Origin of the sequence: Acetobacter sicerae (assembly GCF_011516765.1) — a bacterium.
Taxonomy (GTDB): domain Bacteria; phylum Pseudomonadota; class Alphaproteobacteria; order Acetobacterales; family Acetobacteraceae; genus Acetobacter; species Acetobacter sicerae.
In genome coordinates this window covers 110694-123454 of record NZ_JAAABN010000010.1, presented here as the reverse complement: position 1 = coordinate 123454, position 12761 = coordinate 110694, and the positions used below count along the sequence as shown (strand labels likewise).

Sequence of the window (12761 nt, the reverse complement as noted above, 5' to 3'; positions counted from 1 at the left end):
CAATAGATTTTTCTGGAAAATTGTTTCCTTGGTATGGTGTGTATTTACCATGTGTAATTGAGGCGACCATAGAAGTACCCCCCCTCCAAACCATAGGCCGAAGCATAGCTATAATTGGGATTGACCTGGAGTAAGGATTGAGCGCCTTGCGCCAGACTGCTGAGACTCTGGGGCCGATGGTTAAAAACATTGTTTCCTCCAGCAGAGAGCCTGATTCTGTTCGGGAATGTGTAGGAAACATCGAAATCAACAAGCCATGCGGGTGCGACTGTCTGATCGTATGCTGCTCCCCGATCACTCCAGAGTTGGGTTTTTGAATAGCGTGAAACTCTGACTGTAGTACTCCAGGCGTCGATGTTCCATGTCGCACTCAACCGCAATGTATTGCGTGGATAGATTGCTGTCATGTTACCGATCTGACTGCGATATAATGCTGTGACACCCGCACCAAGATTGACGTTTAAGGGGTTGGTCCGCATGATCTGGTGCTGTTGCTGATTCATCATGACGGTCCACACAACGGTTCCGGCTTTACCGAAACTGCTTAGGTAATGAGCCTGAAGATCCAATCCCATGGCGCGGGTATGCGCGGCATTCCGCTCATAAGTATAGCCATAGTAACGCCCGTCATTCGGGACTACGCCAGCCTGATGGAGAATATCGAGAACAGTGGCCCCGGAAACACCCGCACCAGACACTGATATGGGTACGATCTGATTGAAAATGTCGATACGATAGGCGTCCAGGGAAATATCAAGTCGTTTCAGAGGGGTCAGAACGAAACCAACGCTGAAATTATGGGAGGTTTCGGGTTTGAGCGCAGTTGCTCCAAGCGCACGGGCCCCTGGATTGTTCACTGAAGCATAATTGGTATAGGACTGCACGAGTTGGTTCGTGCTTGGCAGTATTGAATAATAAAGTGCTGTGCTCTGGAAATATTCCTGTTGCAGGGTAGGGGCATGGAAGCCGTTACTGGCTGATCCCCGCAGGGCGATCCATGGAGTGACCTGGTAACGCAGGGAAGCTTTTCCACTTAAGGCGTTGCCGAAATCGCTGTACTGTTCATCCCGTCCTGAGAGCGCTACCGTTATTCTGTCTGTTATTTTCTGGGTCAGATCGAGATAGAAAGCTCCATTCATACGGTCGTGCGTGCCTGCCTGGGATGGAGAGGTTGCGCCCAGACCGGAGGCGAATGGAAGAGCTGCGGTCGGAGTAGGGAAAACATAACTGGCGGGATTGATATACCCACCATCAGCCCACGCAGCCCATTCTCCGGCGCTGACCTGATACTGCTGATATCGGTATTCAAGACCTGCAGCGACCTGTAAGGGATTTTTGAAAAGACCTGTGTGAAATGGACGGCGGATGTCGAAATCAGCAGTAAGTTCTGAATTGGCAAGAGACTGCAGATGAAAATCATGAGGACTGTTTGGTCCCAGCGAGTTGTTAATGGTATTTTGGATACCGATACTGCTGTTGTTCCGTCCGTAATTGATGCTTCCATCCCAGTGCCAGCCGAAAAAATTATCTCCCTTGAAACCGCTGGTAAATTGAAAGTCATGATCTTCCGTCGTATCGGTCGGCAGATAACCGTCTGGATAAACACTCATGATATTCTGTTGGGAATTGGATGGTCTGTACCAGGCAGCGACAAAAGCGGTACGGTGTGTGTATGTCGCGTAGGAATAAAATCGTGTTGATTTTCCAATGGGAATTTCAAGATTATATGAGATGCTCTGTCGTTCTGATTCAGGGCTGCCCGAAATCTGTCGGTAGCGATTTCCATTTTCCCGTGGGTCTTCTGAGTCATCGGCCAGTCGTGGATACAGAAGAACTGCACTGCCACCTTGCGTTTTGGGGACATACCCTCCGTAATTTGTTGACTGATTGCCGACAAATTCTGCCGTAATGTTCAGAAAGCCATCGTGGCCTATCTTGAAGCCCTGATTGTAGTTCAGGTTACCGCCTTTCCCGAAATCGCCCAGTGTGCCAACACTCCAGCCATATTGATTGTAACCAACATCCAGAGAACCACCATGATCGGCTGATTTAAGAATGATGTTGACTACTCCCGCAATGGCGTCAGATCCATACTGGGCTGCGGCGCCATCCTTGAGAATTTCGACGTGATCAACAGCACTCATTGGAATCATGTCGAGATCGACGGGAGATTGCCCCTGCATAGCCCCGCCGTAGAAAACTGAAGACATTGTGTGGCGACGTTTTCCATTAACCAGAACAAGAGTCTCATTGGCGCCAAGACCGCGCAGCGACATGGTTTTGGTGGTGAAACCCAACTGACCGGGGTAACCTGGTGTGTTGCTGGCTGAAGGATCAAGAGCAACAATAGCATTTTTCAGACTGGTCTGACCCGTTCTTTTCAGATCTGCCGCTGTGAAGATGGCGATCGGCGCCATGCTTCTGGACGCTTTCACGGCAGAGCGTGTTCCTGTCACGATCACAGCCTCATTGGACTGGGATGTAGTGCTTTGAACTGTTTCAGACCGGGATTCCACAGGGAACATTACGCTGGAAAGCAGGACAACGGGGAGGATGGCTTTTCTGTCTCCGCTGTAAACAGAAAATATAAAATTATTTTTCATTGATTACACCGATGGATTTTGGGTGGTTTATTATTGTTTCAATGGCTGTTCCTAACAAACAAGTTTTGCAAAATGTAATGTTTGAAAAACTTTATTCGCAATCATAAAGTGTATTCAAAAATCTAAAGTGCCATATGAAAAAGAAATTATTTGAAATTATGTCTGTATATTTTTGTTTGGCAGTTTCCATTGAGAGAAGCGTCTCTGGCAGGTATATAATTATTTTTTATTCCGAAGTATTGATTGAAATTATATATAAAAAATCTTTTAAAACAAATGGAAAATAAAGTTTACGTTGGTGGAATTATAAGATTCTCTCGCAGGTTACGACTTGCATAGGAGGATCTCATAATTTTTCGACGTTGAAGTTCTGGAATAACCATTTCAACGAAATCATTTATACCGGAAGGAGAAGATGTAAACATGATGTTGAACCCGTCGGCGGCTCCTGTCTGGTACCATTCCTCCATTTCATCCACGATGGATGCAGGTGTTCCAACCAGTAATCGATGACCGCCACGTGTGAAAGTGCGTAAAATATCTTCTTTAGTGGGATGTGTTTTTCGGATCCAGTCTACAATCAGAGATTGACGGCTTTTGTGACTGTTGGTTTCTTCAACACAATGAAGTTCGACAGGTCTGTCATCCGGCCATTTGGAGAGGTCTGTTCCCAGACTGGCATAAAAAGAAAGGCCTCGGAGTATATCGGCTTTATCGAGATAGGTCAGATAGTGTTCAAATTTCGCCTTTGCCTCGCTTTCAGTGAGCGCGACTATCGGAGCCAGTCCTGGCAGGATACGAATGTGACGGTCATCACGTCCGTAACGCACAGCTCGATCAAGAATATCGGAACGGTAGTCACGCCCTGCGTTGATATCGTATTCGGCGGTATAGATAATTTCTCCGATACGTGCGGCAAGTTCTTTTCCGGGGCCGGATGCTCCGGCCTGCGCCACAACTGGAGGGCGCTGGATTGTCGGAGGTGCATTTAGCGGACCCGCGACCTGAAAAAAACGTCCCTTATGATTTAGTGGATGAACATGAGTGGCATTGAGCCACTCTCCACTCCGTTTGTCGCGAATAAAGGCATCTGGTTCGACTGTTTTCCATAGTCCCTTGACCACATCAACGAATTCCTGCGCACGCTCATAGCGTAATTCATGATCGACATGCGAGGCCAGATTGAAGTTTTCTCCGCCACCAGTCGCAGTGACGACATTCCATCCTGCTCGTCCACCGCTTAGCCGATCCAGCGAAGCGACACGGCGGGCGATATTATACGGCTCGTTGAAAGTTGTTGAAGCCGTGCCTATCAGGCCGATATGTGAGGATGTTACGGCCAGAGCGGCCAGAAGAGTGAATGTATCCCACCGCGCCAACGTGGGGGTACGTGCGATGAGTGATGGATCAGGTATAGGCAGTACATTGTCGTAAAGAAAAATGGCGTCAAACCGCCCTTTTTCCAGAACTGCGACGTAGTCGCTATAACGTTGAAATTCTATGTCGGCGTCTGTGTCTTCCTCGGGAGCGCGCCAGGCATCTCCATTTGTTGCGCCACCAGTGAAATAGGCGCCCAGTGCAAAAGGAGTTTGTTCTTTTCTGGATCGTATCATTTCCGTTTGCCTTTAAAATATTACGGACGGATCGAATACGGCAGTTGCAGTCAACTGATTTGGAATCATTTTCGTTTCAGTCATAAAATCTGAAACGATCTGCTGCTTTCTTATGATGTCCTGATCGATCGGCAGGATGGTCGCCCGCATGGTCTTGATGACTTCACGTGCGACCGGGAGAGACAGGCCCGTTTCCTGGCTCCAGGCAGCCGCGTATTCTTCAGTGTGATTCAACATCCACTGGTGGCTATCCCGCAAAAGACGGTTGTAGATCACAATGTCTTCCCGCCGCGTCCGGATTGCGTCGGTCGTGGCCACAACGTAGCTCAGGCCACTCATCAGGTGACCTCCATTTATAATTTCTCTTGCTCCATCATTTGTTTTTGCTTCAGCAATATAAGGTCCCCAGGTCGCCCACGCATCGACGCTACCGTTTTGTAGCGCCATCTTTGCGGCAGTGGGGGGAATGAAAACAAAGTGAACATCGTCATCACGCAGGCCGGCTTCACGTAATGCGGCAAGCGCCAGATAATGTCCGGTCTGGCTTTTCAACGTGGCAACAGACCGTCCCTTGAGGTCACGTATTGTGCGGACAGGGCTATTCCTGTTGACCACGATGGCTGTCATTGTGCCGTCCGTCTGGATCGCCGCGACGGCTTTGAGCGGACTTCCTCCCGCCTGAGCGAAGACGAGAGGCGCGTCGCCGATAACGCCGACATCAATAGCTCCGGCGGTCAGTGCCTGTATCAGCATCGGAGCGCCAGCGAACAGACTCCATTGTAGTGATACGGGAGCCTGGTCTATCAGGGTTGCTGCTGTCAGAAGCGCACGGGCTCCCCCTTTCTGGTCCCCCACGCGTAATGGCGTGGTTGCATGCGCCTGTCGAATAGATAAGCTTGAAGTCAAGAACAGGCTTGCAAGAAAGACGCGGCGACTAATGGACATGGGGCACCCTTATTGCAACAGAGGTTGCAAATTCAACAGAATAACTACTTTTTGTGAAATGAGAATTTTTTATATTTTGTTTGATTTATAAAAATCATTCAAGATGGATGAAGAGGACCAAAGTAGTCTTTCGTCAGATGCAGGGAAGTGGTGATAGGCAATAGGCCAATTATCTTTGCCCATGAGATATGATCTGCTGCGCATTTTGAAAGTATGCTTGAGGAACAGCCTTGTAGTTCCAACAAGACGACGTCAGGTTTAAATGTGTGCTGAAAGACAATGAAATAAAAGCTGTTCGTGACACGGGACAGATTCTTAAGAGTCATTGAGAAAGATTTTCCAAAAGATTCCAGAAAAACGACGCTTTTTTTGGAAGAAAAGTTGCTCAAAAAATTTGTGTCTAACAAAGTGATGTGAACGCAGTCGTCACGCTGTGAGCTGCCAAGCGAAAAACCGGAAACGCAGCGCTTCCGGTTTTTCGCTGGTCGTGAACGGAGAGCGGGATATGGTGCGAAGCTGAAAACGTCGGAAGGATCAGGGGCCGGTCGGGCCGTCTGAGGCCGACTTGCTGACAGGTGATCTTGATGACCAAAGTTCTCGTTCTTTATTACTCCTCTTACGGTCATATCGAAACAATGGCCCACGCAGTGGCGGAAGGCGTGCGGGCTGCCGGAGCGGAAGTCGACATCAAGCGGGTGGCGGAGCTGGTGCCGGAAGAGATAGCGAAAAACAGCCACTTCAAGCTGGAGCAGTCAGCTCCCATCGCAAGCACGGCTGAGCTGGTCGAATATGACGCCATCATCGTCGGCGCGCCGACACGTTTCGGACGTCTTCCTTCCCAGATGGCGAATTTCTGGGACCAGACCGGAGGACTGTGGGCAAAGGGCGCTCTGGTTGGGAAGGTCGGCGCAGCGTTTACGTCAACGGCCAGCCAGCATGGCGGTCAGGAAACCACGCTCTATTCCATCCTGAGCAACCTGATTCACCACGGCATGGTGATCACGGGCCTGCCTTACAGTTTTCAGGGACAGTTGACGGTGGACGAGGTCGCGGGCGGTTCGCCTTACGGCGCGACGACCATCGCTTCAGGCGATGGCTCGCGTCAGCCAAGCACCATCGAACTGGACGGCGCAAAGTATCTGGGCGGTCATGTGGCAGGAATTGCGTCCAAACTGCACGGCTGAATACCGAGCGGGAGCATGGTCAAAACCATGTTCCCACACTCAGCTGGAGGCTTCACTCTCCTGAGCCCACGGCATGGTGGTGAAAGCCTGCGTCAGATAGTCCATGACAGTGGTGACTCGCAGCGGACGGCGCGTGCTGGGGGGCGTGACCAGATAGATCCCGATCGCGGGGACGCTCCAGTCGGGTAGAAGCGGAATGAAACGCCCATCCCGCAATCCCTCCCAGATCATGAATTCAGGAAAAATCCCGTAGCCCAGACCTGCTTCGAGAGAAGGCAGAAACGCTTCTGCGTTGTTGGCGCGTATCAGGGGGTGCTGGGAGAACGCGACAACATCGCCACTCTGGTGGACCAGTTTCATGCTGCCGGGTGTATTTGTGTTCGTGTAGACAAAGCCTTTCAGTTTTGAAAGGTCTTCCGGATGTGCAATGGGGCCGACCCTGTCACGCCAGACTGGGGTCGCGACAAGCATCAGTCGCACCGAGCAGAGTTTTCGTACTTTCAGTGTTGAATCCGCAAGGGATGCGATACGGATCGCCATGTCAAAACCGTCCGCGACCAGATCCGTCAGCGCGTCGCTGAAGTGAATGTCGAGTTCAAGATCCGGGTAGTCGGTCAGCAGGGAAGGGAGCATGGGAGAAAGATGCTCTGTCCCGAATGTCATCGGGGCTGCGATCCTGACGACGCCGGAAGGAATACGTGTGCTGTCACGAGCCTCGCTTTCCGCGGCTTCGGCGTCCGTCAGCATACGTTGGGCATGAAGCAGTGTGTCACGACCGGTTTCGGTGAGTGAAAGCTGTCGGGAAGTGCGGTTGAACAGCGCAATGCCGAGATGTGCTTCCAGCCTGCTGACGGCCTTGGAGACCGTGGGCGTGGAAAGCTGGATGGCCTCAGCCGCTCTCGCGAACGAACCGTGCTCGGCAACCTTGACGAAAATGGCCCAGGCTTCGAAATCCGGCAGGCGCATGACTGTTCGCATCCTTGTCTGTGACCATCATGGAGGTGCGTCCGTGATGGCACTCAGGAGAGGATGCGTCCAGCGATGCTCCGTGTTCACCTGATCGGTCCTGTCCGGGTGGAAAGGACCGACCAGGGTCTTACGGTGTTGGAAGTTTCAGGAAATTGATCACCGTCTCTGAAAACAGTTCAGGATTCTGCAGGAAAGCGAAGTGACTGGTGTTCGGCAGGATCAGCAGTCCCGCCTGAGGAACGACCTGCGCGATGTGCTGGATGTGCGGGAGATGGATCATCTCGTCATGATCGCCATCCACAATCCACATCGGCGTGGTGATGGCCGCCACCTGCGCATCGCTCCAGTTCGGCTGGTCCGACCACATATGTTCAATGCTGGCTTCAAATTTTCCAAAACGTCCCGGTGAGGGCGAAAGATGGCGGTATTCCTGTTTCGTGCGGGCGATGAAAGCCTTCACTGTCGGAGTATTCTCCGCCGAGGTGTCCACACCATCCGTGGTGATATTCGGGGCGAAGGAGAAGACACGGGTGATGCGGTCGGGATGGCGTAGCGCCAGATCAATGCCCTGGATGCCGCCATCGCTCCAGCCGACGACTGCCGCCCGCTCGATCTTCAGATGCGTGAGCACGGCCACGGCGTCATCCGCCATGCGATCATAGCCGATGGGTGTCCTGCCGAGCGAACTGCGTCCGTGACCACGGGAGTCCACGACGATCACCTGATAATGCGCAGCCAGCAGGGCGCGGGCCAGACCACTCATATAGTCCGAATTGGCGAGGCCGCCATGCAGCAGCAGAACGGGTTCGCCTTCTCCCGCCTGCGCGTAATAGATCTTCGCGCCGTCATCCATGCGGACATGACCGCTCTGGACCGGCAGGCCATTGGCGTCGGCGGACAGGGCCACGGGCGTTGGAGGGAGGGTTTTCCACAACGGTACGCCCGAAGCCGTGTCAGTCTGGGCGCAGGCGCCCGAAGCAAGGGCGATCAGCACGGTTCCTGTGGCGAGCAGGCTGCGCATGGATGTGCGCACGGTGTGAAGAAGCATGACGTTTCCTGTCTGGCTGCAAAGGAGGCCAATACCGCATCACAGATGTTTCTCCTTGGCAACGGTTCTGCACGCATGTCGGCAAACGGACAGTTCAGGACGAAACCGCGATAGTTAAATCATTGTGAAGTGACGCTTCATGAAAAGTTTCTTGCATTTTCCCGATTCAGGGTCACATAGTTGAGGACGTTCTCAGGGCGGGGTGCAATTCCCCACCGGCGGTAATCGTTCCCGAAAGGGAGCGGAAGCCCGCGAGCGCCTGTCTTTTGCGAGGCAGGGTCAGCAGATCCGGTGTAATTCCGGAGCCGACGGTATAGTCCGGATGAGAGAGAACAGCGGAGCAGAACAGACATCCTTCGTGTGTCCTGTGAATGCTGCCGTGCGTCTGCCCTGATTCGACGTGTGTTGTGTGTCGTGGTGGCGGACGAGGTGAATGACCAATCGTTCTGTATATCTTCAGGCTGGAAAAGCGTTCCATGCGGCGATCGCGGAAGCGCGCCGTTTTGTTGGCGCCACTGCGCCCAACCCGCCTGTTGGCTGCGCCCTGCTTGATGCGGAAGGAACGATCCTCGCCGTGGCGGCGCATCATCGGGCCGGAACGCCGCACGCTGAGGCCAATGCTCTGCGGGCCTGCGCCGAACGTGGTCTGACCGACCGCATTGCCACAGCCATTGTCACTCTGGAGCCCTGTAATCACACGGGGCGGACACCGCCATGTTCCGAAGGGCTGCTCGCGACACCGGTGAAAACCGTCTGGATTGCCTGCGCTGATCCCAACCCGAAAGTGGCGGGTGGCGGCGCGGCCAGACTGGAAGCGGACGGTCGTGAAGTGCGCTGGCTGGAGCGTGAACAGCACCATATTCCCGATGGTCCAGTCCTGCTCACGCAGTGCCGGGGCTTGATTGCGCCGTTCATTCGCTGGAGCGTGGAGCAGCGCGCCTGGCTGACGGTTAAGCAGGCCGTCAACATCGACGGACTGATGGTGCCGCCCACTGGTCGGACAACCTTTACCTCCAATGCAGCTCTGGATCTCGCGCATCGTTTGCGTCGTGCGACAGACGCGGTCGTCACGGCCGGCGGAACCGTCCGTGCTGATCTGCCGGGGCTGGATGTCCGGCGTATTGACGATCACATGGGACGGAAGCCCCGTATGCTGGTCGTCTGTTCCCGCACACGGGAAGTGCCGTCGAACTGGCTGAGTATGGCGGAGCGGCGTTTCGACGTGATCTTTTCTGATTCTGTCGAAGAGGTTCCGAAAAAGCTCGCGGAAGCGGGTGTGCTGTGGGCGCTGGTGGAAGCCGGACCGACGCTGCTCGGCGAACTGCGGGCGCGGAGCCTGTGGGATGACTGGCTGCGGATTGCCGTACGTCCCGATGGCAACGAGGATTTTTCAGTTGAACGGCGTCATGACGCGACACCGCTGGCGCTCTTCGATGAGCTGGCCGGGGCCGTGATCGCCGGTCGAAGTGAATGTGTGTGAGAGGACGTATGTTTTCAGGAATTATCGAACATCTGGGGACGGTCGCAGCGGTTCAGCCGGGAAACGCGTCCTGTATCCTCGATATCGACACGGGGATAACCGACGTGATCCTCGGCGAGAGCATTGCCGTGAACGGGGTCTGTCTGACCGCGACAGAGTTCAATGAGGAGGGCCGTGTCCGCTTCTTTGTCAGCTCGGAAAGTCTTGATCGCACGGCGCTCGGACGGCTGAAGGAAGGCTCCCGCGTCAATCTGGAACGCGCTGTCACACCCGCCACGCGCCTGTCAGGTCATATCGTGCAGGGCCATGTGGACGGTATCGCGACCTTCTGCACGGCGGATCTGGTGGGGGATGCGCGGAAGCTGGTCTTCGCGGTGCCCGAAGCACTGCGCCGTTACATGGTCGAGAAGGGATCGATCACGCTGGACGGCATCAGCCTGACGCTGAACGCCGTGAGCGAGCCAAAGGACGGGGAATTCACCATTGAGGTGATGATTATTCCCCACACATGGGACCACACCACGCTTGGCGCGCTTTCATCGGGTGATCCAGTGAATGTCGAGGTCGACGTGATTGCAAAATATGTGGAGAGCGTATGTCAGTATCGATAAAAGACAGGATGCCTCTCTCGCTGATGCGGGCGGTCGAGGCAATCCGTGAGGGTCGCATGGTCATCATGGTCGATGATGAAGACCGTGAGAACGAAGGCGACCTGGTGATGGCGGCTGAGTTCATGACGCCAAAGGCGATGAACTTCATGGTGACGCATGGGCGCGGGCTTGTCTGCCTGCCGCTCACGCCGGAGCGTGTCGAGCAGCTTGCCCTGCCGATGATGGTGAAGGTCAACAACGCCCCGCGCAGCACAGCCTTCACGGTGTCCATCGAAGCGCATGAAGGTGTGACCACGGGTATTTCCGCTCATGACCGCGCCCGCACAGTGCTGGCCGCCGTCGCGCCGGATGCGAAACCGGCTGATCTCGTCTCGCCAGGTCATATTTTCCCGCTGCGCGCAGCATCAGGTGGCGTGCTGGAACGCGACGGTCATACGGAAGGCTCCATCGACATCGCGCGTCTGGCGGGTTGCGCGCCTGCTGCGGTGATCTGCGAAATCCTGAGTGAAGACGGCACGATGGCGCGTCGTCCGGAACTGGAAGTGTTCGGGCGCAAGCACGATCTGCCGATCGTCTCGATCGCTGAACTGACGGCGTGGGTGCGCCAGCATGGAACGGCTCCTGTCCTGAGCGAGACTGTGGATGTCGATCCGGTGCCTGCGTCTGTCGTGGCGGAACTGGCCGAAGCGCGTCTGCCAACTGTATATGGCGGCGAGGATCTGGTAATCCACGCTTTCCGCGATGCTGAAGGCGTCGAGCATGTGGCGCTGGTGAAAGGCGATCCGGCGGCGAAAGGCGCTGTGCCGCTCGTACGGATGCATTCCGAATGTGTGACGGGCGACGCGCTGGGTTCAATGCGTTGCGACTGCGGCAATCAGCTTCAGAAGGCGCTGCGTGAAATCGGACAGGCGGAGAGTGGCGTGCTGCTTTACGTCCGTGGGCACGAGGGGCGTGGCATCGGACTGGGCAACAAGATCCGGGCCTACGCCTTGCAGGATCGGGGGCTGGATACGATCGACGCCAACCACGAACTCGGTTTCGAGACCGATCAACGTGACTGGGCGGCGGCATCGGCCATCCTGCGTGATCTGGGTGTGACGACGCTGGATCTGCTGACCAACAATCCCGCCAAGGTCAGGGCGCTGGAAGAGCGTGGTTTCACCGTGCGCAAGCGCATCGGACTGGAAGTCACGCCCAATCCGTTCAACCGCGCCTATCTTGACGCCAAGCGGAAACGCATGGGCCATGCCCTGCAGGCGGAGTCCGTTCCTGCACCGGCTGTCGTTCGCTGATTTTCTCCAAAAAGGTTTTTCTCTGACATGAGCACACGTTCTCCTGAATCCATGCCTTCCCTTCACCTGACACCGGCTCCACGTCTGGCGCTGGTTGTGAGCCGTTTCAATGAAGACGTGACGGGCGGTCTGCGCAACGGCTCCATCGAGTGGCTGGGCGAGCATGGCATTTCAGTCGCGGACGAGGATGTATTCCTTGCGCCGGGTGCGTTCGAGCTGCCGCTGCTGGCTCAGACATTGGCGAAGACCGGCAAGTATGAAGGCGTGATCTGCCTTGGTTGCGTCATCAAGGGTGACACGGCGCATTTCGAGTTCATCAGTCTTGGCGCGACGGTCGGTATCCAGCAGGCTTCGCTGGCGACGGAAACGCCGATCGCCTTCGGCATTCTGACGACCTATACCGAGGTTCAGGCCGTGTCCCGTTCGCGTGGGGATGAGCACAACAAGGGGCGTGAAGCCGCTGCTGCCTGCGTTGAGTCGATTGCGCTGCTGCGTCGTATCAAGGGCTGAAATAGGGAGTGGAACATCATGACGGATGAACGCATTTTGAAAAACAGCTCTTTCGTGGTGCTGCTTTCAGGTCTGGTTCTGGTCTCCGGCATGGTGTTCCAATCCGGCGTCGCAGACGCGCAGAGCCGCTATAACGGACGCGCTTCCTCGACAGCCAGTCGGACCGAAGGGTACCGTCAGAGCGGCATATCAAGATCAATACCACGATCCCGGACTGTTCAGACGACGCCTTCGGCCTCTTTGGAAAGAAGCAATACACGGTCTTCCCGTCCTGAGCGGATCGGTGGACCCTATCGGTCGGCGCTGACGCCACAGACCGCGCCGGACGCACCGACACTGCCGCATCTTACAAAGGCTGTTGAGCCACAGTCTTACAAGAGCGAACATGCCCCGGCCTCAGCCGCAAAGCGGTGAGGTGTCTGTAGTTTGAAACGCTCCAGTTATACAGGGATGGTTTCGCAGGAGTTTCTGCCTGGAAATTTTTGGTAGGGGCAGATTTTCGTAAA

The 12761-nt window shown here is 54.8% G+C and carries 11 protein-coding genes and 1 riboswitch; of the genes, 6 read left to right on the top strand and 5 right to left on the bottom strand.

Annotation, left to right across the window (positions count from 1 at the left end):
* Positions 1–44: 44 nt before the first annotated feature.
* The 3 genes from GVI59_RS12290 to GVI59_RS12280 form a co-directional block, all read right to left on the bottom strand.
* Positions 45–2435 carry a TonB-dependent receptor plug domain-containing protein gene (locus GVI59_RS12290; protein ID WP_338422096.1) on the bottom strand — a complete coding sequence of 797 codons (2391 nt, stop codon included), beginning with the start codon at positions 2433–2435 and terminating at the stop codon, positions 45–47.
* A 458-nt stretch (positions 2436–2893) separates the two neighbouring features.
* Complete coding sequence (locus GVI59_RS12285; protein ID WP_173574501.1) at positions 2894–4216, bottom strand: NtaA/DmoA family FMN-dependent monooxygenase; 1323 nt, start codon at positions 4214–4216, stop codon at positions 2894–2896.
* 12 nt (positions 4217–4228) lie between these two features.
* Complete coding sequence (locus GVI59_RS12280) at positions 4229–5161, bottom strand: ABC transporter substrate-binding protein (protein WP_173574500.1); 933 nt, start codon at positions 5159–5161, stop codon at positions 4229–4231.
* 584 nt (positions 5162–5745) lie between these two features.
* Here GVI59_RS12280 and wrbA point away from each other — a divergent pair.
* On the top strand, positions 5746–6345 hold the full coding sequence (gene wrbA, locus GVI59_RS12275; protein ID WP_173574499.1) for an NAD(P)H:quinone oxidoreductase: 600 nt from the start codon (positions 5746–5748) through the stop codon (positions 6343–6345).
* A 39-nt stretch (positions 6346–6384) separates the two neighbouring features.
* Here wrbA and GVI59_RS12270 read toward each other — a convergent pair whose 3' ends face one another.
* Together GVI59_RS12270 and GVI59_RS12265 are read right to left on the bottom strand one after the other, a co-directional pair.
* The gene (locus tag GVI59_RS12270; protein WP_173574498.1) at positions 6385–7311 is read right to left on the bottom strand and encodes a LysR family transcriptional regulator; all 927 of its coding nucleotides are present in this window, start codon (positions 7309–7311) and stop codon (positions 6385–6387) included.
* Positions 7312–7441: 130 nt separating this feature from the next.
* A complete protein-coding gene (locus GVI59_RS12265; protein ID WP_173574497.1) occupies positions 7442–8362 on the bottom strand; it encodes an alpha/beta fold hydrolase in 921 nt (306 codons plus the stop codon).
* 184 nt (positions 8363–8546) lie between these two features.
* A riboswitch (FMN riboswitch) is annotated at positions 8547–8700 on the top strand.
* A gap of 95 nt (positions 8701–8795) precedes the next feature.
* Between GVI59_RS12265 and ribD the strand changes: the two genes are divergently transcribed.
* Genes ribD through GVI59_RS12240 form a run of 5 tightly spaced genes read left to right on the top strand, consistent with a single transcriptional unit; the run spans position 8796 to position 12669 of the window.
* Positions 8796–9842 carry a bifunctional diaminohydroxyphosphoribosylaminopyrimidine deaminase/5-amino-6-(5-phosphoribosylamino)uracil reductase RibD gene (gene ribD, locus GVI59_RS12260; protein ID WP_173574496.1) on the top strand — a complete coding sequence of 349 codons (1047 nt, stop codon included), beginning with the start codon at positions 8796–8798 and terminating at the stop codon, positions 9840–9842.
* 8 nt (positions 9843–9850) lie between these two features.
* Positions 9851–10453, top strand: a complete 603-nt coding sequence (locus GVI59_RS12255; protein ID WP_173574495.1) for a riboflavin synthase — start codon at positions 9851–9853, stop codon at positions 10451–10453.
* A gap of 8 nt (positions 10454–10461) precedes the next feature.
* Positions 10462–11745: a 3,4-dihydroxy-2-butanone-4-phosphate synthase gene (gene ribB, locus GVI59_RS12250; protein WP_173574534.1), complete on the top strand. Its 1284-nt coding sequence runs from the start codon at positions 10462–10464 to the stop codon at positions 11743–11745.
* Between the two features lie 27 nt (positions 11746–11772).
* Positions 11773–12255 carry a 6,7-dimethyl-8-ribityllumazine synthase gene (gene ribH, locus GVI59_RS12245; RefSeq protein ID WP_173574494.1) on the top strand — a complete coding sequence of 161 codons (483 nt, stop codon included), beginning with the start codon at positions 11773–11775 and terminating at the stop codon, positions 12253–12255.
* A gap of 18 nt (positions 12256–12273) precedes the next feature.
* Complete coding sequence (locus GVI59_RS12240) at positions 12274–12669, top strand: hypothetical protein (protein ID WP_173574493.1); 396 nt, start codon at positions 12274–12276, stop codon at positions 12667–12669.
* The last annotated feature ends 92 nt before the right edge of the window (positions 12670–12761 follow it).

What these genes read in the sequence shown, in the direction of transcription:
- GVI59_RS12240 (WP_173574493.1), top strand. Translation starts at nt 12,274, where the DNA reads ATGACGGATGAACGCATTTTGAAAAACAGCTCTTTCGTGGTGCTGCTT.
- ribH (WP_173574494.1), top strand. Translation starts at nt 11,773, where the DNA reads ATGAGCACACGTTCTCCTGAATCCATGCCTTCCCTTCACCTGACACCG.
- GVI59_RS12270 (WP_173574498.1), bottom strand. Translation starts at nt 7,311, where the DNA reads ATGCGCCTGCCGGATTTCGAAGCCTGGGCCATTTTCGTCAAGGTTGCC.
- GVI59_RS12285 (WP_173574501.1), bottom strand. Translation starts at nt 4,216, where the DNA reads ATGATACGATCCAGAAAAGAACAAACTCCTTTTGCACTGGGCGCCTAT.
- wrbA (WP_173574499.1), top strand. Translation starts at nt 5,746, where the DNA reads ATGACCAAAGTTCTCGTTCTTTATTACTCCTCTTACGGTCATATCGAA.
- GVI59_RS12265 (WP_173574497.1), bottom strand. Translation starts at nt 8,362, where the DNA reads ATGCTTCTTCACACCGTGCGCACATCCATGCGCAGCCTGCTCGCCACA.
- ribD (WP_173574496.1), top strand. Translation starts at nt 8,796, where the DNA reads ATGACCAATCGTTCTGTATATCTTCAGGCTGGAAAAGCGTTCCATGCG.
- ribB (WP_173574534.1), top strand. Translation starts at nt 10,462, where the DNA reads ATGCCTCTCTCGCTGATGCGGGCGGTCGAGGCAATCCGTGAGGGTCGC.
- GVI59_RS12280 (WP_173574500.1), bottom strand. Translation starts at nt 5,161, where the DNA reads ATGTCCATTAGTCGCCGCGTCTTTCTTGCAAGCCTGTTCTTGACTTCA.
- GVI59_RS12255 (WP_173574495.1), top strand. Translation starts at nt 9,851, where the DNA reads ATGTTTTCAGGAATTATCGAACATCTGGGGACGGTCGCAGCGGTTCAG.